Annotated in this window: 22 protein-coding genes; 7 read left to right on the top strand and 15 right to left on the bottom strand. The window is 74.0% G+C overall.

What is annotated here, in order from left to right; all coding sequences use genetic code 11:
• Positions 1-59: 59 nt before the first annotated feature.
• Positions 60-884, bottom strand: a complete 825-nt coding sequence (locus ACZ5GH_RS19835) for an isocitrate lyase/PEP mutase family protein (protein ID WP_387759093.1) — start codon at positions 882-884, stop codon at positions 60-62.
• Positions 881-1,369: a carboxymuconolactone decarboxylase family protein gene (locus ACZ5GH_RS19830; protein WP_387759091.1), complete on the bottom strand. Its 489-nt coding sequence runs from the start codon at positions 1,367-1,369 to the stop codon at positions 881-883. Before ACZ5GH_RS19830 ends, ACZ5GH_RS19835 begins: the two co-directional genes overlap by 4 nt.
• 140 nt (positions 1,370-1,509) lie before the next feature.
• On the opposite strand from ACZ5GH_RS19830, the gene ACZ5GH_RS19825 reads away from it, so the two are divergent.
• Positions 1,510-2,148, top strand: a complete 639-nt coding sequence (locus ACZ5GH_RS19825; RefSeq protein ID WP_464334918.1) for an NRDE family protein — start codon at positions 1,510-1,512, stop codon at positions 2,146-2,148.
• 25 nt (positions 2,149-2,173) lie between these two features.
• On the opposite strand, the gene ACZ5GH_RS19820 is transcribed toward ACZ5GH_RS19825, so the two are convergent.
• The 3 genes from ACZ5GH_RS19820 to ACZ5GH_RS19810 form a co-directional block, all read right to left on the bottom strand.
• Positions 2,174-3,127: a recombinase family protein gene (locus tag ACZ5GH_RS19820; RefSeq protein WP_464334917.1), complete on the bottom strand. Its 954-nt coding sequence runs from the start codon at positions 3,125-3,127 to the stop codon at positions 2,174-2,176.
• 258 nt (positions 3,128-3,385) lie between these two features.
• Entirely contained in the window at positions 3,386-4,036 is a 651-nt protein-coding gene (locus ACZ5GH_RS19815; RefSeq protein ID WP_449780099.1) for a response regulator, read from the bottom strand.
• Positions 4,033-5,184, bottom strand: coding sequence for a sensor histidine kinase (locus tag ACZ5GH_RS19810; RefSeq protein ID WP_449780098.1), 1,152 nt, complete (start codon positions 5,182-5,184; stop codon positions 4,033-4,035). Before ACZ5GH_RS19810 ends, ACZ5GH_RS19815 begins: the two co-directional genes overlap by 4 nt.
• A gap of 133 nt (positions 5,185-5,317) precedes the next feature.
• On the opposite strand from ACZ5GH_RS19810, the gene ACZ5GH_RS19805 reads away from it, so the two are divergent.
• Positions 5,318-6,070: a class I SAM-dependent methyltransferase gene (locus ACZ5GH_RS19805; protein WP_449816755.1), complete on the top strand. Its 753-nt coding sequence runs from the start codon at positions 5,318-5,320 to the stop codon at positions 6,068-6,070.
• Entirely contained in the window at positions 6,067-6,660 is a 594-nt protein-coding gene (locus tag ACZ5GH_RS19800; protein ID WP_449780097.1) for a DedA family protein, read from the top strand. Before ACZ5GH_RS19805 ends, ACZ5GH_RS19800 begins: the two co-directional genes overlap by 4 nt.
• A 111-nt stretch (positions 6,661-6,771) precedes the next feature.
• Here ACZ5GH_RS19800 and ACZ5GH_RS19795 read toward each other — a convergent pair whose 3' ends face one another.
• The gene (locus tag ACZ5GH_RS19795) at positions 6,772-10,020 is read right to left on the bottom strand and encodes a Tn3 family transposase (protein ID WP_464334916.1); all 3,249 of its coding nucleotides are present in this window, start codon (positions 10,018-10,020) and stop codon (positions 6,772-6,774) included.
• 158 nt (positions 10,021-10,178) lie between these two features.
• Between ACZ5GH_RS19795 and ACZ5GH_RS19790 the strand changes: the two genes are divergently transcribed.
• Positions 10,179-10,394 (top strand): hypothetical protein, encoded by a 216-nt coding sequence (locus tag ACZ5GH_RS19790; protein ID WP_464334915.1) that lies wholly within the window; start codon positions 10,179-10,181, stop codon positions 10,392-10,394.
• Positions 10,395-10,532: 138 nt separating this feature from the next.
• Complete coding sequence (locus ACZ5GH_RS19785) at positions 10,533-10,748, top strand: hypothetical protein (protein WP_464334914.1); 216 nt, start codon at positions 10,533-10,535, stop codon at positions 10,746-10,748.
• An 89-nt stretch (positions 10,749-10,837) separates the two neighbouring features.
• On the opposite strand, the gene ACZ5GH_RS19780 is transcribed toward ACZ5GH_RS19785, so the two are convergent.
• Positions 10,838-11,548, bottom strand: a complete 711-nt coding sequence (locus ACZ5GH_RS19780; protein WP_464334913.1) for an alpha/beta fold hydrolase — start codon at positions 11,546-11,548, stop codon at positions 10,838-10,840.
• Between the two features lie 193 nt (positions 11,549-11,741).
• Positions 11,742-12,659, bottom strand: a complete 918-nt coding sequence (locus ACZ5GH_RS19775; protein WP_464334912.1) for a sigma-70 family RNA polymerase sigma factor — start codon at positions 12,657-12,659, stop codon at positions 11,742-11,744.
• 66 nt (positions 12,660-12,725) lie between these two features.
• Between ACZ5GH_RS19775 and ACZ5GH_RS19770 the strand changes: the two genes are divergently transcribed.
• Entirely contained in the window at positions 12,726-13,196 is a 471-nt protein-coding gene (locus ACZ5GH_RS19770) for a carboxymuconolactone decarboxylase family protein (protein WP_464334911.1), read from the top strand.
• A 27-nt stretch (positions 13,197-13,223) separates the two neighbouring features.
• On the top strand, positions 13,224-14,654 hold the full coding sequence (gene pdxR, locus ACZ5GH_RS19765) for a MocR-like pyridoxine biosynthesis transcription factor PdxR (RefSeq protein ID WP_464334910.1): 1,431 nt from the start codon (positions 13,224-13,226) through the stop codon (positions 14,652-14,654).
• A 57-nt stretch (positions 14,655-14,711) separates the two neighbouring features.
• Here pdxR and ACZ5GH_RS19760 read toward each other — a convergent pair whose 3' ends face one another.
• From ACZ5GH_RS19760 to ACZ5GH_RS19730, 7 genes are all read right to left on the bottom strand, one after another.
• A complete protein-coding gene (locus ACZ5GH_RS19760) occupies positions 14,712-14,888 on the bottom strand; it encodes a DUF6126 family protein (RefSeq protein WP_387759078.1) in 177 nt (58 codons plus the stop codon).
• Between the two features lie 32 nt (positions 14,889-14,920).
• Positions 14,921-15,556 carry a helix-turn-helix domain-containing protein gene (locus tag ACZ5GH_RS19755; RefSeq protein ID WP_387759077.1) on the bottom strand — a complete coding sequence of 212 codons (636 nt, stop codon included), beginning with the start codon at positions 15,554-15,556 and terminating at the stop codon, positions 14,921-14,923.
• Between the two features lie 75 nt (positions 15,557-15,631).
• Positions 15,632-17,365 (bottom strand): pyruvate dehydrogenase, encoded by a 1,734-nt coding sequence (locus ACZ5GH_RS19750; protein WP_464334909.1) that lies wholly within the window; start codon positions 17,363-17,365, stop codon positions 15,632-15,634.
• A gap of 136 nt (positions 17,366-17,501) precedes the next feature.
• A complete protein-coding gene (locus tag ACZ5GH_RS19745; protein ID WP_387759075.1) occupies positions 17,502-19,907 on the bottom strand; it encodes a glycoside hydrolase family 65 protein in 2,406 nt (801 codons plus the stop codon).
• Positions 19,904-20,683, bottom strand: coding sequence for an HAD family hydrolase (locus tag ACZ5GH_RS19740; RefSeq protein WP_387759074.1), 780 nt, complete (start codon positions 20,681-20,683; stop codon positions 19,904-19,906). Before ACZ5GH_RS19740 ends, ACZ5GH_RS19745 begins: the two co-directional genes overlap by 4 nt.
• Before the next feature lie 162 nt (positions 20,684-20,845).
• Positions 20,846-21,646 (bottom strand): VOC family protein, encoded by an 801-nt coding sequence (locus tag ACZ5GH_RS19735; RefSeq protein ID WP_387759072.1) that lies wholly within the window; start codon positions 21,644-21,646, stop codon positions 20,846-20,848.
• A gap of 205 nt (positions 21,647-21,851) precedes the next feature.
• Positions 21,852-22,352: an SRPBCC family protein gene (locus ACZ5GH_RS19730; protein ID WP_464334908.1), complete on the bottom strand. Its 501-nt coding sequence runs from the start codon at positions 22,350-22,352 to the stop codon at positions 21,852-21,854.
• Positions 22,353-22,369: the final 17 nt, after the last annotated feature.

Below are 22,369 nucleotides of genomic sequence, written 5' to 3'. Positions count from 1 at the left end.
CGACCCCCGTACGGCCGGCCGGCCACGGCGTTCGGCCGGCGGCGTTCGGCCGGCGGCACTCAGCCCGCGGCGAGCCGGTTGAGCTCCGGGTAGCTCAGCCCCTCGGCGAGCGCGGTGAACGTGCCGTGCCCGTACACCTCCTCGGCGGCCCGGCGGACCGCCGCGTACGCCACCTCGGCCAGGCCCGGGCCCAGGCTGATCCGGGCCACGCCGAGCGCCGCCAGCTCGGCCACCGCCGGGGAGCCGGGGCCGGCCAGCACGTTCAGCGGCGCAGGGACGGCCGCGACCAGGGCGGCGATGGTCTCCGGGTCGGACACCCCCGGGACGAACACCCCGTCCGCGCCCGCCGCGACGTACGCCCGCAGCCGGCCCACCGCGTCGTCGAACCGGCCCTCGGGGGCGCCGATCCCGCGCAGGAACACGTCGGTGCGGGCGTTGACGAAGAGCGGCACGCCGGCCGCGTCCGCCGCGGCCCGGGCGGCCGCGATCCGCTCGGCGGCCTCCTCCCGGGGCCTGCCCTCGTCCTCCAGGTTCACCCCGACGGCGCCGGTGGCGAGCAGCGCGGCGACCGTCTCGCCGACCCCGGCGGCGGTGTCCGCGTAGCCGGCCTCCAGGTCCGCGGTGACCGGCAGGTCGACCGCGCGGACCACCTGGGCGGTCCGGGCCAGCACCTGCTCGCGGTCGGCGCCGCCGCCGTCCGCGCTGCCGAGCGACCAGGACACGCTCGCGCTGGCCGTCGCCACCGCCCGCGCCCCGGCGGCGGCCACCAGCCGGGCGCTCGGCACGTCCCAGGCGTTCGCCAGCACCAGCGGCCCGCCCGGGCGGTGCAGCTCCCGCAACAGCCGGGCCTTCTCCCGCCGGACGGTGAGGTCGGCGGCGCTCACTTGGCGGCCGGGCTCATGCGGGTGGACACGCCGATCCGGTTCCAGGCGTTGATGGTGGTGATCAGCGCGATCAGCTGGGCCAGCTCGGTCTCGTCGAACTGCGCGGCGGCCTCCGCGTACACGGCGTCCGGCACGTGGCCCTGGGTCAGCAGGGTGACGGACTCGGTCAGGGCCAGGGCGGCGCGCTCGCGGGCGGTGAAGAACGGGGTCTCGCGCCAGGCCGGCAGGGCGAGCAGCCGGTGCTCCCGCTCGCCGTGCTGACGGGCGTCGGTGGCGTGCATGTCGATGCAGAAGGCGCAGCCGTTGATCATCGAGGCGTGCACCTTGACCAGCTCGGCGAGCACCGGGTCGAGGCCCTCCCGGGAGGCCCGGTCCACGGCGATCATCGCCTGGTAGTAGGCGGGGGCGAGCTTGTCCATCCGCAGGCGCTGCTCGGGGGCGGGCACCGGGGCCCCGCCGGTCGCGGTCGTCTCGTTCGTCGTCATGGCCGCCAGCCTAGGGGCGCGGTGGCCTGCCGCCCTGGTGCGTTCGGCCGCCCGTTCCTTGGGCCACTTCCGGCGTACGAACGGCCGTGCGAGGATCGCCGGCAGGAGATCGCCGACAGGACGAGGTCAGGGGGCAGGCCGTGTGCACGGCGTTCGTCAGCATCGAGCCGGGAACGGCCGCCCCGGTGCTGCTGCTGTCCGTCCGGGACGAGTACCTGGGCCGCGCCTGGCTGCCGCCGGACCACCACTGGCCGGACCGGCCCGAACTGCTCGGCGGACTGGACCTCGCGGCGGGCGGCACCTGGCTGGCCGTCGACCCCGACCGGCGCACCGCCGCCTGTCTGCTGAACGGCTTCGGCCCGCCCGCCCCCGCCGGCGCCCGGCTCACCCGCGGCCGACTGCCGCTCACCGCCGTCCGGGAGGGCGGGATCGGCCACCTCGACCTCACGCCGTACGACCCGTTCCACCTCGTCCTGGTCCGGGCCGACGGCGCCCGGGTGTCCAGCTGGGCCGGCGGGCGGCTGGCGGAGCGCGAACTGCCGTCCGGCCTGAGCGTGGTGCTCAACGACGGGCTGGAGGGCGTGGCGGCGGAGCGGACCGCCTCCGAACGGATCCACGCGCTGATGGCCGCGCGGGCCGCCCACTTCCGGGCCCGCCTCGCCGCCGAGCCCCGGCCCGAGCCGACCGCCGCGGGGCCGGCCCCGGCGGCCTGGGGCGGATGGCTGCCGATCGTCGCCGGGGACGGGGTCCGGCCAAGGTGCCTGCAAAACCCACATTGAGATGATCTTGTAGGCCGATCTGCCGTCAGTTGGTCTGGAGGGCGGCGAAGTCGGCCTGGGCCTGGGCGACGGCTTCGGGGTACGCCTGGCGCTTCTCGTGCTCGGCGAGTGCCCGGTAGATGCTGGCCAGGCCGGGGTTGTGGCCCTTGCGTTTGCCGGTGGGGATGATCAGGTCGGGGCGGATCTGCTCGATCGACTCGCCCGCTGCCCGGCGCCGCAGCACGGTGTGCAGCATGTCGTCGGTGATGACGGGCGGCCGGCCGCCGTGCTTGCCCTTGCGGGCGGCGGCGTCGAGTCCTTCGAGGGTGGCTTCGCGGATGCTCTCGCGCTCGGTCTCGGCCATGGCGGCGAAGAACCCGAAGAGCATCCGGCCGGGGCCGGACGGGTCGTAGATGCCGGGCAGGGGGCCGGCCAGCATCTCCAGGACCAGGCCGTGGGCGGTGAGGTGGTCGGCCAGCGCGGTGAGCTCGGCGGCGTCGCGGCCGAGGCGCTTCATCTCGTAGACGGTGAACAGCACGCGGCAGTGCGGCGCGTGGGCCTTGATCTCGCGGGCGAGGGTGAGCGCGGCCTCGAACTGGGGGCGGACCCGGATGCGGGTGCTGATCTTCTCCGAGAAGATCTTGTCGCGCGGGATGCCGTGCGCGCTGAGCGCGTCCAGCTGCGACTGGAGTTCCTGGGTGAGGTGGCTGCACCTCGCGTACCCGATGCGGATGTCAGCGCCGGGGGCGCCGGTCTCGGGCGTGGCCGGCGGCGGAGTGCCGGGTCGCCAGGGCTGGCCGGGTCCGCGGTCGGCCGGGGTCGGCACCCGCAGCAGCTTCGCGAGCCGGGCGACCTTCTTGAAGCGGCCGGTGTGGTAGATCCCGGCGACTGCGCCCGAGCGCGAGCGGCAGGGTGAGCCGGGCTGGACGCCGCAGCGCGGGCAGTCGTGGCGCTCGACGTCGTCGGCGTCGCTGTCGGTGGTGTCCTGAGGGTCCGTCACGCCCGAAATTCTCTCACAAACCATTCCCAGAACAGGGGTCCGCCGTTACTTGAGTGAGAACGAGTTCTGAGAGCCGATCGGACGCCCGGGCCGCTCCTGGTGACCGTTTCCGATCTTGCTCCCGGAAAGGGTCGTTTGTGAGAGGCCGGCGGGGGCTGAGCACGACACTGCGTGGGGCAGGCAGGTCGGTCGCTCCGGACCGGGCCGGTGTTCGTTCGGGCGCCCGGTGTTTTGCCGCTGGGAGCGGTGGCTGTGCGGTCAGGTGGTGAGGCCGGCGTCGCGGGCGAGGAGGGCGGCCTGGACGCGGTTGGTGACGTCGAGGGTGGTCAGGATGCGGCTGACGTGGGCTTTGACGGTGCTTTCGCGCATGGCCAGACGGGTGGCGATGTCGGCGTTGGTCTCGCCTTGGGCGAGGAGGGCGAGGACGTCGCGTTCGCGGGGGGTGAGGCGTTCGATGCGGGCTTGGGCGGAGGCGGCGACGGGTCGGTTGGTGGCGTGGTAGCGGTCGATGACGCGGCGGGCGGCGGCGGGGTGGAGCATGGCGGAGCCGGCGGCGACGAGGTGGACGGCGCGCAGGATCTCGACGGGGTCGGTGTCCTTGAGGAGGAAGCCGTCGGCGCCGGCGGCGAGCGCGTTGTAGACGTACTCGTCGAGGTCGAAGGTGGTCAGGGTGATCACCTTCGGGGGGTGGGGCAGGGCGCGCAGGCGGGCGGTGGCGGTGATGCCGTCCATGCGGGGCATGCGGACGTCGACGAGGGCGACGTCGATGCGGTGGGCGGTGGCCTGTTCGACGGCCTGGAGGCCGTCGGCGGCCTGGGCGACGACCTCGATGCCGGGGTCGCCGTCGAGGAGGTCGGTCAGGCCGAGGCGGACCAGGGCGTCGTCGTCGACGATCATCGCGCGGATCATGGGCGGGGGCCGTTCTGGTCGAGGGTGGTGGGGTGGGGAAGGCGGGCCGCCAGGTGCCAGGCGCCCGCTCCGGCGGGTCCGGTGTCCATGTCGCCGCCCAGGGCGCTGACGCGCTCGCGCAGGCCGACGAGTCCGTAGCCGGAGCCGGAGGAGGCGTTCGCGCCGGGGACGCCGGCGCTGTTGGTGACCTCGACGCGGGTCGCGGGCGGCCGGTAGTCGACGCGCACGGTGACCCGGGCGCCTTCGGCGTGCTTGCGGGCGTTGGTCAGCGCTTCCTGGACGATGCGGTAGACGGCCAGGCGGTGCGTGGTCGGGGCCTGTTCCGGTTGGCCGTCGACCGTCAGCTCGACGGCCTGTCCGGCGGCGCGCGCCTGCTCGACCAGATCGTGAACCTCCCGTATCGCCGGTTCGAGCGCGGCGCCCTCGCCTGCGGTGTCAGGCTCGCGTAGAGCGCCGAGGACCTCGCGCAGGTCGGCCAGCGCCTCGGTGGAGGCGCCGCGCAGCAGGGCGAGGCGTTCGGCGACCGGGGCGGGGAGGTCGGGGCTGCGGGTGACGAGGACGCCGGTGTGCAGGGCGATGAGGCTGAGGCGGTGGGCGAGGACGTCGTGCATCTCGGAGGCGATGTGGGCCCGCTCCGCGGCGCGGGCGGCCTCCTCACGCAGCCGGGCCTCGGTGCGCAGGTGCTCGACCTGGTCGGCGAGCGTCTGGAGCAGGCGCCGGCGGTTGCCCTGCCACAGGCCGACGACCAGCGCGAACAGCAGGACGGTCACCGCCGCCACCCACTGCCGCCCGTTCCACACGGACGTGGCCTCGACGCCGAGCAGGTTGGCGCTCAGGGCGACGGCGATGCAGACCAGCGCGACCCGCGTGCGGCGGGCGAGCGCCAGATCGAACGAGGCGACCGCGAGCAGCGGTGCGAGGGGCCACCCCCACCAGGCCACGGCCGCGGTGGCGACAGCGGGCGCGGCGGGCCACCGCAACGCGGGCACCGTCAGGACCACCGCGCACACCAGCGCCACGGCGAACACCGGGACCGTGTAGCGGCCGCCGGCCACGGTCGAGGCGTTGGCCGTGGCGGCCGTCACCAGGAGCGCCAGGAACACCGCGCGTGTCAGGGCTGCCCAGCCGGGTCTTGATCGTGTGCTCACCCTGCCGATCGTAGGCACCGCCACCGCGGGCACCCCGCGACGATCGGCTACCGCCACACCCCTACTTTCGTAGGGGGTAGGCGTCGCACAACGGCCGAACCGTGGCCCCTTCCCCATTCCTACCGTGGAATCCATGAACCACACCGACAAGCAGGACACGAACCGGGCCACCGCCGCGACACGCACCCGTACGGATGGCTGGGCGTTCCTGCGGGAAGCCGTGCGCGACCTGCGCACCACCGGCGCCATCGCCCCCAGCGGCAAGGCCCTGGCCCGCACCCTGACCGACCCCGTCCGCGTCCGTGCCCCGCGCCCACTGGCCGTTCTGGAGGCCGGTGCCGGCACCGGCGCGGTCACCAGCGCCCTGCTGCCCCAGCTGCCCCGCGGCAGCCGCCTCGACGTCGTCGAGGCCAACCCCCGCTTCACCCCCCGGCTCCGGCACCTCGTCGACACCCGGGCCGCCCGGCACACCCAGGTCACCGTGCACCAGGCCCTGGTCGAGGACCTGGACACCGACCGCCGCTACGACGTCATCGTCTCCGGCCTGCCGCTCACCAACTTCACCCCCGACCAGGTCGAAAAGATCATGGCCCGCTACATGGACCTCCTGCACCCCGGCGGCACCCTCTCCTACTTCGCCTACCTCGGCACCCGCAAGGCCCGCACCCTGTTCTCCTCCCGCGCCGAAACGCGCCGCCACGCCGCCGTCGACGAGATCATGACCGCCTACCAACACCGCTACGCCGCCGGCCGCTGGACGGTCCTCGCCAACCTGCCCCCGGCCCACGTCTGGGAACTGCGGCGCCCCGAGACCCCCGGTGACCGGGAGCGCACGCACAATGTCTCCCTCAGACGAGACAGCCGACGGGCCGGTGTCCGGCGATGAACTTCCTTACCGACGCCCTCGCCCACCTGCCTCCGATCGCCGTGTACGCGGTGCTCGCCCTGGTCGTCTGCGCCGAGTCGGCCCTGCTGCTGGGCGCGTTCACCCCCACCCTCGCCCTGTTGCTGACGGTCGGCGCCATGGCCCGCGCCGGCACCGTCAGCCTTCCCCTCGTCATCGCGGCCGCCGCCGGGGCGGCGGTCGTGGGCGACTACCTCGCCCACCGCACCGGAGATTTCCTGGGCGAGCGCCTGCGCACCGGCCGCATCGGAGCCCGCATCCCCGCCGCCGCCTGGCAGCACGCCGAAACCCTTATGACCCGCCACGCGGGCCGCGCCGTCTTCCTCGGCCGCTTCCTGCCGATGGTCCGCACCCTCACCCCCCACCTCGCCGGCGCCACCCGGCTGCCCTACCGGCGCATCGCCCCTTACAGCGCCGTCGCCGCCGGCCTGTGGGCCGCCGCCGAAGCCGGCACCGGATACCTCGCCGCGACCTCCCTTCAGCGCCTTCTCACCCTCGGCGGTCCCGTCCTTGGCGTCGTCGCCCTCGCGGTCATCGTGGGTGTGGTCCTGTGGCTGAGGAAGCGCAGGTAGCTGCCCGGTCCAGCCCGAATGGTGCCGTCCTGCCCGAAACACCCGGCACGGCATCACACTGTGCGGCTCTGACGTCGGTCGGCCGACCGAGGCCGGCAGCGGGGCGGACCGTCAGGAAGCCTCGGTGTGGTTCTGCGGGTCGAACTTGGTGAAGTCGACGTCCAGGTGCTGCTCGTACGCCTCCGGCGCCAGGTCGAGCTCGTGGGTGGAGTACTCGCCGAACCGCATGATCTTCTCGGTCAGATAGGGCGAGACCTCCGCCAGGTCCTCCGGCTCGACCTTCCAGCCCTCGGCCTGCAGCTCGCGCACCGCCTGGGCGATGTCCAGGGTGTTGTGGAAGATCAGGCAGTTGCTGAGCAGGGCGTTGAACTTGACCGCCTTCTCCTGCTCGACCGGGTCGTTGTCGGTGATGACGCCCCGGTTGCCGAACCGCACCCACTCGGAGAAGCCGTTGTACGCCTCGACCTTGTTGGTCGCGGCCGTCACCCGCCGGCGCATCTGCGGATCGGTCAGGTAGCGCAGCAACTGGATGGTGCGGATCACCCGGCCCACCTCGCGGAACGCCGCGTAGTGGGCGTTCTTGCGCGACCCGGAGCGCAGGCGCCGCAGCAGCAGCACCGAGGAGACGGTGCCCTCGCGCACCGACAGCGCGACCCGCATCAGGTCCTTGAAGTGGTGTTCGATGAGGTCCCAGTCGATGACGTTGCGCCCCGCCTCGCCGAACAGCGCGTCGATGTGGACGTAGGAGGTCTGCCGGGTGGGCCGGAAGAACACCAGGTCCTTCCAGTTCCTGATCCTCGGCATCAGCTCGAACCCCAGCAGGTGTGCCAGGCTGAACACCGGGTAGCTCTGGCCCTGCGTGTCCGCGTGGATCGTGGTCGGCTGGATCTCGGACTCGTTCTTCAGCAGCCCCTCGATGATGTACACCGCCTCCCACACGCCGCAGGGGATGAAGTGGGTGAACAGCGCGATGTAGGTGTCGGCGACGTGGTGGTAGGCGATGCCGCCGGGCCGGCCGTAGCGGATCGAGGTCTCGGCGACCAGGTTGTTCAGGTAGGTGTCCATGTGGGTGCCGTCGGCTGCCACCGCCGTGCCGTCGCCCCAGGCCCGGGACATGTCCAGCTGGCCGTGGGCGTTGACCACGTCCGTGATCGCCTGGTTCAGCTTGGCGACGGTGAAGTGCCGGTTCGCGGTGGCCGACAGCTCGTGCCCGCTCACCCCGCTGATGTGCCGGGCCGCCTCGTAGGGGCCCATGTTGGTGCCGTTGACGAAGGTCGTGATGACGTACCGGCCGAAGGCGTCCTTGAGCTTGGGGTCGTGGCCGGAGGCCGGCCCGAAGCGCCGCCACCACTCGATCCAGTACGCGGTGCGCGCCAGCACCCCGAGTAGCGACCGCTCGGGCAGGCGGGCCTTGATGGCCTGCTCCAGCTTCACCGCGCTCGGGCGCCGCTCGTCCGCCCGATACTTCTCCAGCGTGGGCACCCCGGTCTTCGGGTCGATGAACAGGCCCTCGTTCTCCGGGTAGCCGCAGTCCGCAGCGGCCGCGGCCTCGGTGAGCCGGTCCTGCAGCTGGGCCCGGAACGCGGCGGCGTCGAACGGCGTCCCGTCGCCTGCTTCGCGGAAGCCCACCTCGACCAGGTAGGCCGGCAGCCGCTCCTCCACCTCCCGCCATCCCAGCAGCTGCCGGCTCCAGTCGGCGTACTCCTCCGAGCCGGGGACCGCGATGTCGCCGCACCGCAGCTCCTCGGCGAGGTTGAAGAGCACCATCGCCTCGAAGTGCCGGCGCACGTACGAGTTCGGGCGGGTCCGGTCCCGCACGATCTTCTGCCAGTTCTGGGTGGCGAAGCGGATGTCCACCACCCCGGTGTCGCGGCCCTTGTCGTCCACACCCCGCACCGGGATGTAGTCGCGCGAGTTGCGGAACCGCCGCAGGTGCCTGAAGGCGTCCAGCACACGGCTGTCCTCGCTGGTGGCCACCAGGTCCAGGCTCTCCAGCAGGTTCAGCATCACCGAGCGGTCGGCCTTCAGGTGCCCGTGCATCAGCACCTCCCAGTTGTCGCCGTGGTGGGCGGAGACCTTCTCGATCTGGGCGTACTGGGCGTCGAACCCGCCGAAGCCGTCCACCGCCGAGGTCACGCTGAACAGGCCGTTGGACTGCACCATCAGGCCCTCGGCCAGCTTCAGGAACGCCGCCGCGACCTGCCGCTTCAGGCGCCGGTTCACCTCCGAGGCCCCGGCCGCCTCGTCCAGGCCCTCCAGCGCGTCCAGGGTCTCCTTGGTCAGCGCGCCGGCCTTGGCCCGGGCGGTCTGCGCGGGCCCGTCCGTGTCCACCTGCCGCAGCAGCGTGCGGTAGTTGCCGATCAGGCCCTCCACGATCGCCTGCTGCCGGCTGCGGATCTCCTCCAGCTCGGTGCGGGCCCGCTTCGCCTTGATCGCCACCCGCTTGGCGAACATCGTGGTCAGGTCGTCGCGCACCCGCATCCGGGCCTTGTGGACCAGGCACGCGATCAGCGTGACCCGCTTGACCTCCGCATAGTCCTGCAACACGCCCGCGTCCGCCGCCTCCGCCTCCCCGGCGAAGTCCGCGATCTTCCCGGCCGCCAGGCCCTCCAGCCACACCCCGGTCTCGCCCAGGCCGTCCAGCCACTTGCGGTGGTCCGCCAGCTTCCTCATGTTCGACCAGGTAGCCCGCTGGGCGGACTGCTTGAGCTGGTTGAACACCGTCTTGCGGTCCAGCCCCACCACGGTCAGCAGCCGCAGCAACCTGGCCCGTTCCTCCTCGCCGACCCGCTCGTAGACCCGGGTGAAGATGTCGCTGTTCACCTCCGTGCGGATGCTCATCGCCATCCGGTCCAGCGTGGAGAACGCCGGCAGCTCCAGGCCCTTCTGGACCAGCTGCTCCAGCGCCACGTTGATCAGGTCCGCCGGGTTGTTCTTCGAGCCGGCCTCGGCCCGGATCACCTCGCGCGCCACCTGCCGGGCCTCACCCGCGTCGAACCGGATTCCCTCGACCCGGGCCCGGACCAGGCCGCGGTGGGCCTCCGCCGTCCGCACCGAGGCGTACTGGCCCGGTGCGGTGCCCTCCGGCAGTTCCACCGCCTTGCGGACGAAGTCGACCACCGTGTCCGGTACCTCCTCCCACTTCGGGAAGCGCGCCATCCGCTGGTAGGACTTCAAGAGCAGCAGCAGCGACAGCTGGTGGTCCTCGCTGTCCGCGCGCTCCTGGCACCACGCGACCTCCTCACGGCTCGGCGAGAAGAACAGGTGCAGCTCACGCGCGGTGATCAGCCGCTTGAACCGCGGATACGCCGTCCGCTCGATCGACGTCATGTCCCACTGACCGCCCAACTCCGATGCCAACACGACCACGGGAGCACACCCGCGCGGTGGGCATCGTCATGGAAGATCGACGGGCGGGGACCGGAACGCCCCAAGCCAGGACATGGCAGAACGCCAGATGATATTGATCCGCTCATGGGGACCCGGCCGGCGGATCAAGGCTTCAAGATCATCTCAATGTGGGTTTCGCAGGCACCTTGGCCGGACCCCGGGACGGGCTGGCGCCGGACGCAGACGCCGCGCTGATCCAGCGGCGGGACTTCGGCGACGGGCGGATCTGGGGCTCCTCGTCGATCTCGCTGCTCGCGCTGGGGCCTGAGCTGCTGCGCTACGACTTCGCGGCCGCGCCGGTGGCCGCGGACGGGCCGGGGTGGCGGCGGGTGGCCGCGCGCTGAGCGGCGGCGGCCCGGGGTCGGGCCTCGGCGGCCGCGGATCGGCGGCGGCCAGGGGTCGGGCGGCGGCGGAAAAGGACTTGAACCTGACGCTGCGGGAGGCGGCATCGTGGCGCGGGTCGAGCCCGAAGGAGACCCGCCGTGACCCGCCCGGACGCCCCGCACCGCCCCCGCCGCCTGCTCGCCGTGCTGACCGTCGCCCTGCCGCTGGCGGGCACCCCGGCCGCGGTGACCGCCGTCGTGCTGCTCTGCGACGCGGCGCACCGGGCCGTCCCGACCGCCACCGTGCTGGCCGCCGTGGCGGCGGCGCTGATCGGGCACCTCGGCCCCGGCGTCCCGCAACCGTACGGTGGGTGAACCTCCGACGGCGGGCCGCGCCCGCCGTCGGTGGTCCGCCCTCCTTCCCGCCAGCCCCGGTCCTCCTGGCCGAGGGGCCGCGGCGCGGCCTACCGGTCGCTGCGGGCCGGCCGCGCCGCCCCGGCCAGGACCCGGGCGAGTTCGACCGGCCGGGAGAACATCGGCCAGTGCCCGGTGTCCAGCTCCACCAGCCGCCAGTGGCCGTCCGCGACCAGCCGGGCGACCACCGGCGGCGGCTCCGGCCAGTCCAGCAGGCACTTCACGTACACCGCCGGGAACGCGCTCAACGGGCCTTCCAGGACGGCGGGTTCGGTCAGCGAGCGGCCCGGGTGCGGGGTCGCCCCCGCCGCGATCCGGTTGATCTGCTCGACCGTCAGACCCTGCTCGGCGAACTCGGCCGGCGGCAGCGGCGGCCACCAGCCGTCGTGCGCGGCGAGGTCCGCCCGCAGCGCGGCCGGCTCCGGCATCTGGTCGGCGAACGACTCCCCCGCGACCGGCACGTTGGCGTCCACCAGGACCAGCCCGGCCAGCCGCCCGCCGATCCGTTCGGCGGCCTGGCCCACCGGGATCCCCGAGTAGCTGTGCCCGACCAGCACCACGTCGTGCAGGTCCAGCCGCTCCACCTCGGCGACGACGTCCGCCACGTGCGTCTGCTGACCGGCGGGCGTACCGCGCCTCTCCGCGAGCCCGGAGAGCGTCACGGGGTACGCTCCGTGCCCGGCCGCGCCCAGCTCCGCCACGACCCCGTCCCACGCCCAGGCACCGAGCCAGGCGCCCGCCACCAGTACAAAGTTCGCCATGGGCGGCACGGTAGCGCGTGGCCGTCCGGGCGGCGCGGGAAGCACCGGGAAACACCACGTGGAGGAAACGTGCTGGACGCACCGGGCGGGCCGCGCCCGCTCACCGGCCGGAGCCTCCGCGCCACGGGCGGCCTGGCCTGAGCGCTCCCGCGGGCCGGCCGGGTGCCGGCCGGCCCGGGGGGCGTCGGGGCGGTCAGGGCGTGAGGCCCAGGGCGGCCAGCCGGGTCGGGTCGGTGAGGATGTCCATCGCGGTGACGCGGCCCGCGTGGATGGTGAACGACATGACCGACAGCGGGCGGCCCCCGGCGAAGGACACCACACCGGGCGAGCCGTTGACCAGGACCAGCCGGCCGTCGGCGGCGAAGCGGGCGAAGGCGATCGCCTGCGCGGCGACGTCCGCGGCGCCGCGGGACAGCGCGCTCGGCACCAGCGTGCCGCCGTCCGAACGGGCCACCACGTCCGGGTCGAGCACGGTCAGCAGGGCGTCGAAGTCACCGCCCCGGGCGGCGGACAGGAAGGCCTCCACCACCTCGCGCTTGCGGGCGTTGTCGGAGTCCGCGGCCGGGGTGGCGCCCTGCACCCGGCGGCGGGCCCGGCTGGCCAGCTGCCGGGTGGACGCGGGGGTGCGGCCGAGCACCTCGGCGATCCCGTCGAAGGGCACCTCGAACATGTCGTGCAGCACGAAGGCCACCCGCTCCGCCGGGGAGAGCGTCTCCAGGACCACCATCAGCGCGATCCCGACCGAGTCCGCGACCAGGATCTCGTGCACCGGGTCCAGCGCCGACAGCCCGCTGACCACCGGGTCCGGCAGCCGCACCTGGCCGTCCTGCTCGGGCAGCGGCTCCTCCCGGCGGGAAGCGCGCGAGCGCAGCTGGTCCAGGCAGACCCGTCCGACGACGGTGGTGAGCCAGGCCCCGAGGTTGCGCACCCCGCCCACGTCGCTGCGGCTCAGCTTCAGCCAGGTCTCCTGGACGGCGTCCTCGGCCTCGGCGATCGACCCGAGCATCCGGTAGGCCACCGACCGCAGTTGGGGGCGCTCCGCCTCGAAACGCCGGGCCAGTTCGGCCGGTTGGAGCTCCGCCGAACCGGTCGGAGGGATTTCCTCGCTCACTCTGTCACATCCTCGCGTCGGGATCCGTCGGTCCAGTGACGGACGCTAACCGACGAGGAGGACACCATGAGCACCGCCCACACCGCTCGCATGAGGAACCCCGCCACGGTCCTGCCGGACGCCATGAAGGGCATCCAGACCGTCTACCGGGCCGTGTACCAGGGCGGCGCCGACCCGAAGGTCCTGGAGCTGGTGCACCTGCGGGCCAGCCAGATCAACGGGTGCGGCGCCTGCGTGTTCGCGGGCGTCCAGGGCGCCCGGAAGCACGGCGAGACCGACGAGCGGCTGCACGCGGTGGCCGCCTGGCGCGAGGCGCCGTTCTTCACCGACGAGGAGCGCGCCGCCCTCGCCCTCACCGAGGCCGCCACCCGGATCGCCGACCGCTCGGGCCGGGCCGTGCCGGCCGACGTCTGGGACGCCGCCGCCGACCACTTCACCGAGGAACAGCTCTCCGCGATCATCCTGATGATCGGACTGACCAACCTCTTCAACCGCGTCAACACCACCATCGAGGAGCCCGCCGGCGCCGCCTGGTGACCCCGGCCCGCGGGCGAGAATGGGGCCGTGAGCACCTCCTGGACCACCTTCGGCGGCGACCTGCACCTCGACCTCACCGGGCGGCGGGCCGCCGGCGCCGGACTGCGGGCCGCCCTGGAGGACGCGCTGCGCGAGGCCGTCCAGGACGGGCGGCTCGCCCCCGGCACCCGGCTGCCGTCCTCCCGGGCGCTCGGCGAGGACCTCGGCATCGCCCGCAACACCGTGGTCGAGGCGTACGGCCAGCTCACCGCCGAGGGCTGGCTCAGCTCCCGGCAGGGCTCCGGCACCACCGTCGCCCGGCGAGCGGTGCCCGAGCCGGTCCCGGCCCGACGGCCCGCCGCCCGGCCGGAACCGCGGCGCCGGGCCGCCCGCCACGACCTGATGCCCGGCCGGCCCGACCTCTCGCTCTTCCCGCGCACCGCCTGGCTGGCCGCCGCCCGTCGCGCCCTCGCCACCGCGCCGCACGAGGCCCTCGACTACGGCAGCCCGCTCGGCCGGATCGAACTGCGGCAGGCGCTCACCCACTACCTGGCCCGGGTCCGCGGCGTCCGCACCGACCCCGACCACCTGCTCGTCTGCACCGGCGTCACCCAGGGCCTCGGCCTGCTCTGCGCCGCCCTGCGGGAGCGCGGGGCCCGCGCGCTGGCCGTCGAGGAGTACGGGCTGCCGCCGCAGCACGCGGTCGCCCGGGCCGCCGGGCTCACCGTCACCCCGGTGCCGCTGGACGCCGACGGCGCCCTGGTCGACCGGCTCGACCACCGGGCCGGCGCCGTCCTGCTCACCCCGGCCCACCAGTTCCCCACCGGCGCGGCGCTGGCCGCCGACCGGCGGGCGGCGGCGGTGCGGTGGGCGCGGGAGCAGGACCGGTACGTCGTCGAGGACGACTACGACGGCGAGTTCCGCTACGACCGGCAGCCGCTCGGCGCGATGCAGGCCCTCGACCCGGAGCGGGTGGTGTACGCCGGGACGGCCGCCAAGAGCCTGGCGCCGGGCCTGCGGCTGGCCTGGCTGGCCCTGCCGGACGCGCTGGTCGAGCCGGTCGCCCGGCTGAAGGCGCTGGCCGACACGATGTCCCCGGTGCTGGACCAGCTGACCCTGGCGGAGCTGATCACGTCCGGCACGTACGACCGGCACGTCCGGCGCTGCCGGCTGCACTACCGGCGCCGGCGCGACCACCTGGTGGCGGCGCTCGCCGAACACGCCCCGCGGGTCCGGGTCACCGGCATCGCGGCCGGTCTGCACGCCGTCCTCCGGCTGCCGCCCGGCTCCACCCCCGAAGCCGAACTCCTCGCCCGCGCCCGGCGGGCCGGGCTCTCGCTCGGCGGCCTCGCCTGGAACCGCGCCGCCCCGGCCGCCGCCGAAGCCCCGCCCGCCCTGGTCATCGGCTACGGCACCCCGCCGGAGCACGCCTTCCCGGGGGCCGTGCGGGCCCTGTGCGAACTGCTGCGCGGGGCTTAGGAACAGCGGTCCGCCCGCCCCCTCGGGGGTGGGGCGGGCGGACGGCCGGGGTGCGGACTACTTGTTGCGGCTGCCGAGGGAGAACAGGAGGATGATGAAGCCGGCGAAGGCGTGGCATCCGACGGTGTAGATCAGCAGGCGGAGGTAGATCCGCTTGTTGGCCCACTTGCCGGCGTCCATGGTCTTCGGGCCGGCGGCGGTGTCGGGGGCGACGGTGGTGGTGGGATCGGCCATGGTGATCTCCTCCGGGGTGTTCTGACGGCAGGTCAGTGGACGGCGGCGGGGCCGCCGCCGAGGCAGAGTTCGCCGCCGGGGCTCTGCAGCAGGGTGTGGACGAAGAGCAGTTCGACGCCGCTGTCCGACTCCGCGGCGATGCAGTGCGGGGTCAGCGAGTCGTAGTGGGCGGAGTCGCCCACCCCGAGGTGGTGGACCCGGTCGCCGAGGGTGACCCGCAGGGCGCCCTTCAGCACGTACAGCCACTCCTCGCCCGGGTGCACCCGGACCACCGCGTCCTGCACGCCCGGCGGGACGTGCACCCGCAGCGCCTGCATGGCGCGGCCGGGGGCGCCGGCCCGGCGGTAGCCCCAGCCACCGGCCCGGCCGGGCTCGATGGCGCCGCCCCGGACGATCGGGTCCGGCTCGGCGAGCGTCTCGCCGAGCAGCCCGGAGACCGAGGTGCCGTACGCGCGGGCGAGGCCGAGCAGCACGGGCAGCGAGGGCTGCCGGCGGCCGGTCTCCAGCCGGGACAGATAGGCTGGGGAGAGCCCGACCCTCCCGGCGGCCACCTCCAGGGTGAGCCGGCTGCTGAGCCGGTGCTCACGGAGACGGGCGGCGAGGCCGGCGACCTCCTGGTCGTCGAGCTGTTCGCCGGTGCCTGCGGCACCGGTGGAGCTGCTGGTCATGTGTCCAGTGGACACCCGGCGTGCCGCCCGGGCAAGAATTTTGCCTCAGAGGCAAGGCCCCGGGAGCCCGCGCGCTCACGGCCGCGGAATGTTCCGCAGGTTGCTCCGGGCCAGGTCGATCATCCGCCCGACCCCGCCCGAGAGCACCGTCCGGCCCGCCGCCAGCGCGAAGCCCTTCAGCTGGGCGGCGGTGACGTGCGGCGGGATGGACAGCGCGTTGGGGTCGGTGACCACGTCCACCAGGGCGGGGCCCGGCCGCTCCAGCGCCTCCGCCAGCACCTCCCGGACCCGGCCCGGCTCGGTCACCCGCTTGGCCTGGATGCCCATCGCCCGGGCGATCCCGGCGTAGTCCACGTCCCCGTTGTCGATCTCGGACTCCGGGTAGCCGGAGACCAGCATCTCCAGCTTGATCATGCCGAGCGCGCCGTTGTTGAAGACCACCGTCTTCACCGGCAGCCGGTGCCTGGCCACCGTGAGCAGCTCGCCGAGCAGCATGCCGATCCCGCCGTCGCCCGCCATCGCCACCACCTGCCGCCCCGGGCAGGCGAGCTGGGCGCCGATCGCGTGCGGCAGGGCGTTGGCCATCGAGCCGTGCAGGAAGGAGCCGATCACCCGGCGGCGGCCGTTGGGCTGGAGGTAGCGGGCGGCCCAGACGTTGTTCATGCCGGTGTCCACGGTGAACACCGCGTCCTCGGCGGCCACCTCGTCCAGCACCGAGGCGACGTACTCCGGGTGGATCGGCAGGTGCTTCTCGATGTCCCGGGTGTACGCGCCGACCACGTCCTCCAGCGCCCGGTAGTGCTTGCGAAGCATGCCGTCCAGGAAGGCGCGGTCGGACTTGGCGTCCAGCAGCGGCAGCACGGCCCGCAGGGTGGCGGCCACGTCGCCGTGGACGGCCAGTTCGAGGGCGGTGCGGCGGCCGAGCCGGGTGGCGTCGTGGTCGACCTGGACGGTGTGCGCCTGCGGCAGGAAGGAGTCGTACGGGAAGTCGGTGCCGAGCAGCAGCACCAGGTCGGCGGAGTGCAGCGCCTCGTGGCAGGCCCCGTAGCCGAGCAGGCCGCTCATGCCGACGTCGTACGGGTTGTCGAACTGGATCCACTCCTTGCCGCGCAGGGAGTGGCCGACCGGCGCGTTCAGGGCCCGCGCGGCCGCCATCACCTCGGCGTGCGCCGCGCGCACCCCGGCGCCGCAGAACAGGACCACCTTGCGGGCCGCGTTGAGCAGCCGGGCCAGCTCCTGCACCTGGGACCAGGGCGGCGCCGCGACGGCCTGCTCGGTGAGGAAGTGGCTGGTGCCGGTCGGCCCGGCGGCGGGCAGCGCGGCGACGTCCCCGGGGAAGACGAGCACCGAGACGCCGTGCGAGCCGAGCGCGTGCTGGACGGCGACCCGCAGCAGCCGGGGCAGCTGGGCGGGGGCGGAGAGCATCTCGCACCAGTTGCTGCAGTCGGTGAACACCCGCTCGGGGTGGGTCTCCTGGAAGAAGCCGGTGCCGATCTGCCCGGACGGGATGTGCGAGGCGAGCGCGAGCACCGGCAGGCCGCTGCGCTGGGCGTCGTAGAGGCCCTGGATGAGGTGGGTGTTGCCGGGGCCGCAGGAGCCGGCGCAGACCGCCAGCCGGCCGGAGAGCTCGGCCTCGGCGGCGGCCGCGAAGGCGCCGGCCTCCTCGTTGCGCACGTGCACCCAGCTGATGCCGTCGGCCCGGCGGATCGCGTCCACGACGGGGTTGAGGCTGTCGCCGACGACGCCGTAGACCCGCTCCACCCCGGCCTGCCGGAGCACTTCCACCATCTGTTCGGCCACGCTCGGCACGGTTGCGCTCCTTCGGTCGCCACGGGACACCTGCACCCTCCGCCGGGGCGGTGCCGCGCGCAGCCGGGGTGGGCCGGACGGGTGGGCGGGCCGGCTGGGACCGAGCGGGGCGTGACTGGCGGGACTGGCGGCGGGGCTATTCCGCCGGAAGGTGGTCCTGCTGGCCGAGCTTGCCCGCCGCGAGGCCGGCCTGGGGCTGGCGGCGGGCGGGTTCGCGCCCCGGGGGCTGGGCGACCCGCTCCTGGGCGGGCGGGACGGTGGTCGGCACGGTGACCGGGGCGCCGGACTTGACCTCCACCGCCTCGCCGTCGTGCAACACGTGGAGGACCTCGCCGCGGCGCAGCGTGTACGTCGTCCCCGCGTGGGTGATGTCGACCTTGAGCAGGTGCCCGCGCACCAGCAGGGAGAAGCCCAGCCGCATCAGCCCGGACGGCAGCCGGGGCCGGAACGAGAGCGTCCCGGTGTGGTCGCGCAGCCCGCCGAAGCCCGCCACCAGGGCGATGCACGCCCCGGCGAGCGACGCCATGTGCAGGCCGTCGCGGGTGTTGCCGCCGAGGTCGTGCAGGTCCATCAGGGCGGCTTCGGCGGTGTAGTCGTAGGCGAGGTCGAGCTGGCCGACCTCGGCGGCGATGACCGCCTGGGTGCAGGCGGAGAGCGAGGAGTCCCGGACGGTCAGCCGCTCGTAGTAGGCGAAGTTGCGGGCCTTCTGCTCGTCGGTGAAGGCGTCGCCGCGGACCTGCATGGCGAGCACCAGGTCGGCCTGCTTGACCACCTGCTTGCGGTACAGGTCGAAGTACGGGTAGTGCAGCAGCAGCGGGTAGTTCTCCGGCGGGGTGTGCTCGAAGTCCCAGACCTGGTGGTGGGTGAAGTCGTCGGCCTGGGGGTGGATGCCGAGGTCCTCGTCGTACGGGATGTACATCGCGGCGGCCGCGTCGCGCCAGGCGGCGGTCTCCTCGGTGTCCACGCCGAGCAGCGAGGCCTCGTGCGGGTGGCGGACGGCGGCCTCGGCGGCGGCGCGCAGGTTGCTCTGCGCCATCAGGTTGGTGAAGACGTTGTTGTCCGCGACGGCGCTGTACTCGTCGGGGCCGGTGACGCCCTCGATGCGGAACTTCCCGGCCACGTCGTGGTGGCCGAGCGAGCGCCACATCCGGGCGGTCTCGACGAGCAGTTCGAGCCCGTACTCGCGCTCGAACTCCGCGTCGCCGGTGGCCCGGACGTAGCGGGCGACGGCGGCGGCGATGTCGGCGCCGATGTGGAAGGCCGCGGTGCCGGCCGGCCAGTACCCGGAGCACTCCTCGCCGCGGATCGTCCGCCACGGGAACACCGCGCCGGACAGGCCGAGTTGGACCGCCCGCTCGCGGGCCAGCGGCAGGGTGGTGTGCCGCCAGCGCAGGGCCTGGTTGACGGCGTTGGGCAGGCAGTAGGTGAGCACCGGAAGGACGAAGGTCTCGGTGTCCCAGAAGCTGTGCCCGTCGTAGCCGGGCCCGGTCAGCCCCTTGGCGGGGATGGCCCGCTCCTCGCTGCGGGCGCCGGCCTGCAGGACGTGGAAGACGGCGAACCGGACGGCCTGCTGGAGTTCGACGTCGCCCTCGATCTCGATGTCGCTGGTCTCCCAGAACTCCCGGAGGAACTCGGCCTGTTCGGCGACCAGTCCGTCCCAGCCGGTGTACCGGGCGGCGGTCAGCGCGGCCTCCACCTGGTCCCGGACGGCGGGCAGCGAGCGGGTGCCGGACCAGCCGTAGCTCATGAACTTGGTCAGCCGCAGCCGCTGCCCGGCCTGGAGCACGGTGGTCACGCTGAGCCGGCAGTGGTCGGCCTCGGACTCGGCGACGGTGTCGAACTCCTCCGGGCCCTCGATCACGTGGTCCATCCCGGCCGCGACCCGGATGCCGCTGTAGCGGGTGCGGTGCACCAGGACGGCCTTGGTGCCGCTGGCGTGGTGCGCCTCGGGGTGCAGCGGCGCCTCCAGCACGGCGGCGGCCCGAGGGTCGCCCTCGGGGCCGCCGGGCAGCTGCTCGTTGGCGACCAGCTCGGACTGGAGCACCATCCGCACCGGGCCGTCCACCGCCTCGACGCTGTACTCGACGGCGGCGACGGCGCGCTGGGTGAGCGAGACCAGCCGGGAGGAGCGCACCCGGATCGTCCGCCCGGCCGGGGAGGTCCACTCGGCCTCCCGGTGCAGCAGGCCCTCGCGGAAGTCCAACCAGCGCTTGTGGCTGATGAGTTGGCCGTAGCGCAGGTCGAAGGGTTCGTCGTCCACCAGCAGCCGGATGATCTTGCCGTTGGTCACGTTGATGACGCTCTGGCTGGACTCCGGGTAGCCGTAGCCGCCCTCGCCGTACGGCAGCGGGCGCAGCTCGAAGACGCCGTTGAGGTAGGTGCCGGGCAGGCCGTGCGGCTCGCCCTCGTCGAGGTTGGCGCGCAGGCCGATGTGCCCGTTGGAGAGCGCGAAGATGGACTCGGCGCGGGCCATCGAGGCCAGGTCCAGGCCCTGTTCGGTGATCTGCCAGGGGTCGATGACGAAGTTGTCCGCGGAACTCATGCGCCTGCCCCGCCGCGCTCGGCCCGCTCGCCGAGCTCCTCGGCGAGGAGCTCGGAGAGGTCCCGGACGACCACGGTGGCGCCGTTCCGGCGCAGTTCGGCGGCCTGGCCGGTGCGGTCCACCCCGACCACCGCGCCGAAGCCGCCGGCCCGGCCGGAGGCGACACCGGCGAGCGCGTCCTCGAAGACCGCCGCGTGGGCGGGTTCGACGCCGAGGGCGCGGGCGGCGTACAGGTAGGTGTCGGGGGCGGGCTTGCCGGGCAGACCCTCGGCCTTGGCGACGTTGCCGTCCACGATCACCTCGAACAGCTCCTCGATGCCGGCCGCCCTCAGCACGTCACGGCAGTTGGCGCTGGAGGAGACCACGGCGCCGGGCAGCCCGGCCGCGCGCAGCCGGTGCACGTAGTCGACCGAGCCCTGGTACGGCTGGACGCCCTGCTCCCGGATCAGCCGCAGCACCGTGTCGTTCTTGGCCCGGCTGATCCCTTGCACGGTACGGGAGTTGGGTGGGTCCTCCGGGGTGCCCTCGGGCAGTTCGACGCCCCGGCTGAGCAGGAAGGCGCGGGTGCCGTCCAGCCGCGGGCGGCCGTCCACGTAGGTGTCGTAGTCGGTGACGGAGTCGAAGGGGACGAACGGGCCGCCGGTGCGGGCGGCTTCGGCGCGCAGGAAGGCGTCGAAGGTGTCCTTCCAGGCCGCGGCGTGCACCTTCGCGGTCTGGGTGAGCACCCCGTCGAGGTCGAAGAGGAAAGCGCGGATGTCGTCCGGTAGCCCCAGCATGGGTGCAGTCTTACCCGGGAACGGGGGGAAGCCGCCCATTTCCCGGCGGCGCGTCGCGGGAAGGGGCGGCTTCCGGTGGCCCGGGCCGGGCCCCGGCCGCACCCTGGTCGGGCCCGGCCGGGACGGCTCCGCGGGGTCACGGCGTCACAGGCGTCACAGGCGTCACGGCGAGTCGGGCATCTGCGCCTCGGGCGCCTCGACGACCGCGAAGACCGCGCCCTGCGGGTCCTGGACCACCGCCATCCGGCCGGACTGCATGTCGAAGGCCGGCTGGATCACCGAGCCGCCGGCCTTGACCAGGGCGTCCACCGTGGAGTCGGTGCTGTCCACCGAGAAGTAGGTCATCCAGTGCGAGGGCGTGCCGGGCGACAGGTAGTCGGGCATCGGCTGCATGCCGCCCACCGTGCGGTCGCCGACGTTGAGCGAGAAGTAGCCGTCCATGCCCTGGATGGTGGCCGGGCGCAGCCCGAGGGCCGGCTGGTAGAAGCGGCGGGCCGCGTCGGTGTCCGCGGTGTTGAGCTCGTTCCAGACCAGGGCGCCGGGCTCGTTGACCACGCCCGCGCCGATGAAGTCCATCGCCTGCCAGACCCCGAACACCGCGCCGGTCGGGTCGGCGGCGACCAGCATCCGGCCGATCGTGCCGACGTCCATCGGGTCGTACAGGACCGTGCCGCCGGCCTCGACGATGGCCGTCCGGGCCGCGTCGGCGTCGTCCGAGGCGAGGTAGGTGGTCCAGGCGACGGGCGGCGCCGGCTGCCCCTCGGGCACCATCTGCGCCATGATCCCGGCGACCGGCTTGCCGTTGAGCGTGCACACGGCGTAGCCGCCGAACTCGGCCGGGCCGACCTCGCCCTGCCAGCCGAACAGGTCGCGGTAGAAGTCGAGCGCGGCCTGCTGGTCGCTCGCCATCAGGTCGACCCAGCACGGGGTGCCGGGCTTGTACGGATCGGTGACTACGGGCATCGCGGGGCCTCCCGGAGGCGGTGGTGGGCGGCTGTGGTGGTGGGGACGGTCGGGCCGTCGGGGCGGTCGCGCCGGGCGGGGGTACGGCCCGGCCGGGACGACGGCGGTACACCGCCACCATCGGCCCGCCGCCGCGATCCCGCCACCGGACGGCGCCCTGGCGGGCGACCGGCCGCCGGATCGTCACGGAGCTCCCACCCGGTGTTCACGGGGCGTCGTGGCGGTGCGCGGTGACGAAGTACGGCTGCACCTTGCCGCTCTGCGCGTAGTCCTTGAGCCGGACCAGCAGTTCGGCCCAGGTGCCGGCCACCGCCGGGACGCCCTCCTCGCTGCCCGGCTGCCAGCCGCCGTGCCGGAACAGCAGCCGGGTGCGCTCGGCGGCGGGCTCGTCGGGCTCGTCTGGCCGGTCGGGGGCGGCGGGCGCGCCGGGCCGGTCGGGCTGGTCGGCCAGCTCCCAGCTGATCCAGGTGCCGGCCCAGTGCGGCGGGAAGGAGCCGGCGTTGGTCCACACCACCCGGTCCCGGTCGGCCCGCTCCACCCGCAGCCGGAACGGCTCGGGGACGTCGGGGAAGTCGAACAGCAGCACGTCGCCGTCCCGGTCCACGCCGGTGGTCCACCAGGCGGTCAGCCCGTCGTGCGTGGTGAGCGCGGCGAGCACCACGTCCCGGGGCGCGGCGATGTCGAGCTGGAGGGCGATCTCGGACATGGGGGTCCGCCTTTCGG

This window comes from Kitasatospora sp. Xyl93, assembly GCF_055383135.1.
The sequence above is the reverse complement of the archived record's forward strand: the minus strand, read 5'-3'. Positions and strand labels throughout refer to the sequence as shown.

Coding starts and splice junctions, on each gene's coding strand:
- ACZ5GH_RS19760 (WP_387759078.1), bottom strand. CDS start 14,888: ATGGCCGATCCCACCACCACCGTCGCCCCCGACACCGCCGCCGGCCCG.
- ACZ5GH_RS19780 (WP_464334913.1), bottom strand. CDS start 11,548: ATGGCGAACTTTGTACTGGTGGCGGGCGCCTGGCTCGGTGCCTGGGCG.
- ACZ5GH_RS19745 (WP_387759075.1), bottom strand. CDS start 19,907: ATGAGTTCCGCGGACAACTTCGTCATCGACCCCTGGCAGATCACCGAA.
- ACZ5GH_RS19755 (WP_387759077.1), bottom strand. CDS start 15,556: ATGACCAGCAGCTCCACCGGTGCCGCAGGCACCGGCGAACAGCTCGAC.
- ACZ5GH_RS19800 (WP_449780097.1), top strand. CDS start 6,067: ATGAACTTCCTTACCGACGCCCTCGCCCACCTGCCTCCGATCGCCGTG.
- ACZ5GH_RS19815 (WP_449780099.1), bottom strand. CDS start 4,036: ATGATCCGCGCGATGATCGTCGACGACGACGCCCTGGTCCGCCTCGGC.
- ACZ5GH_RS19830 (WP_387759091.1), bottom strand. CDS start 1,369: ATGACGACGAACGAGACGACCGCGACCGGCGGGGCCCCGGTGCCCGCC.
- ACZ5GH_RS19730 (WP_464334908.1), bottom strand. CDS start 22,352: ATGTCCGAGATCGCCCTCCAGCTCGACATCGCCGCGCCCCGGGACGTG.
- ACZ5GH_RS19740 (WP_387759074.1), bottom strand. CDS start 20,683: ATGCTGGGGCTACCGGACGACATCCGCGCTTTCCTCTTCGACCTCGAC.
- ACZ5GH_RS19805 (WP_449816755.1), top strand. CDS start 5,318: ATGAACCACACCGACAAGCAGGACACGAACCGGGCCACCGCCGCGACA.
- ACZ5GH_RS19735 (WP_387759072.1), bottom strand. CDS start 21,646: ATGCCCGTAGTCACCGATCCGTACAAGCCCGGCACCCCGTGCTGGGTC.
- ACZ5GH_RS19770 (WP_464334911.1), top strand. CDS start 12,726: ATGAGCACCGCCCACACCGCTCGCATGAGGAACCCCGCCACGGTCCTG.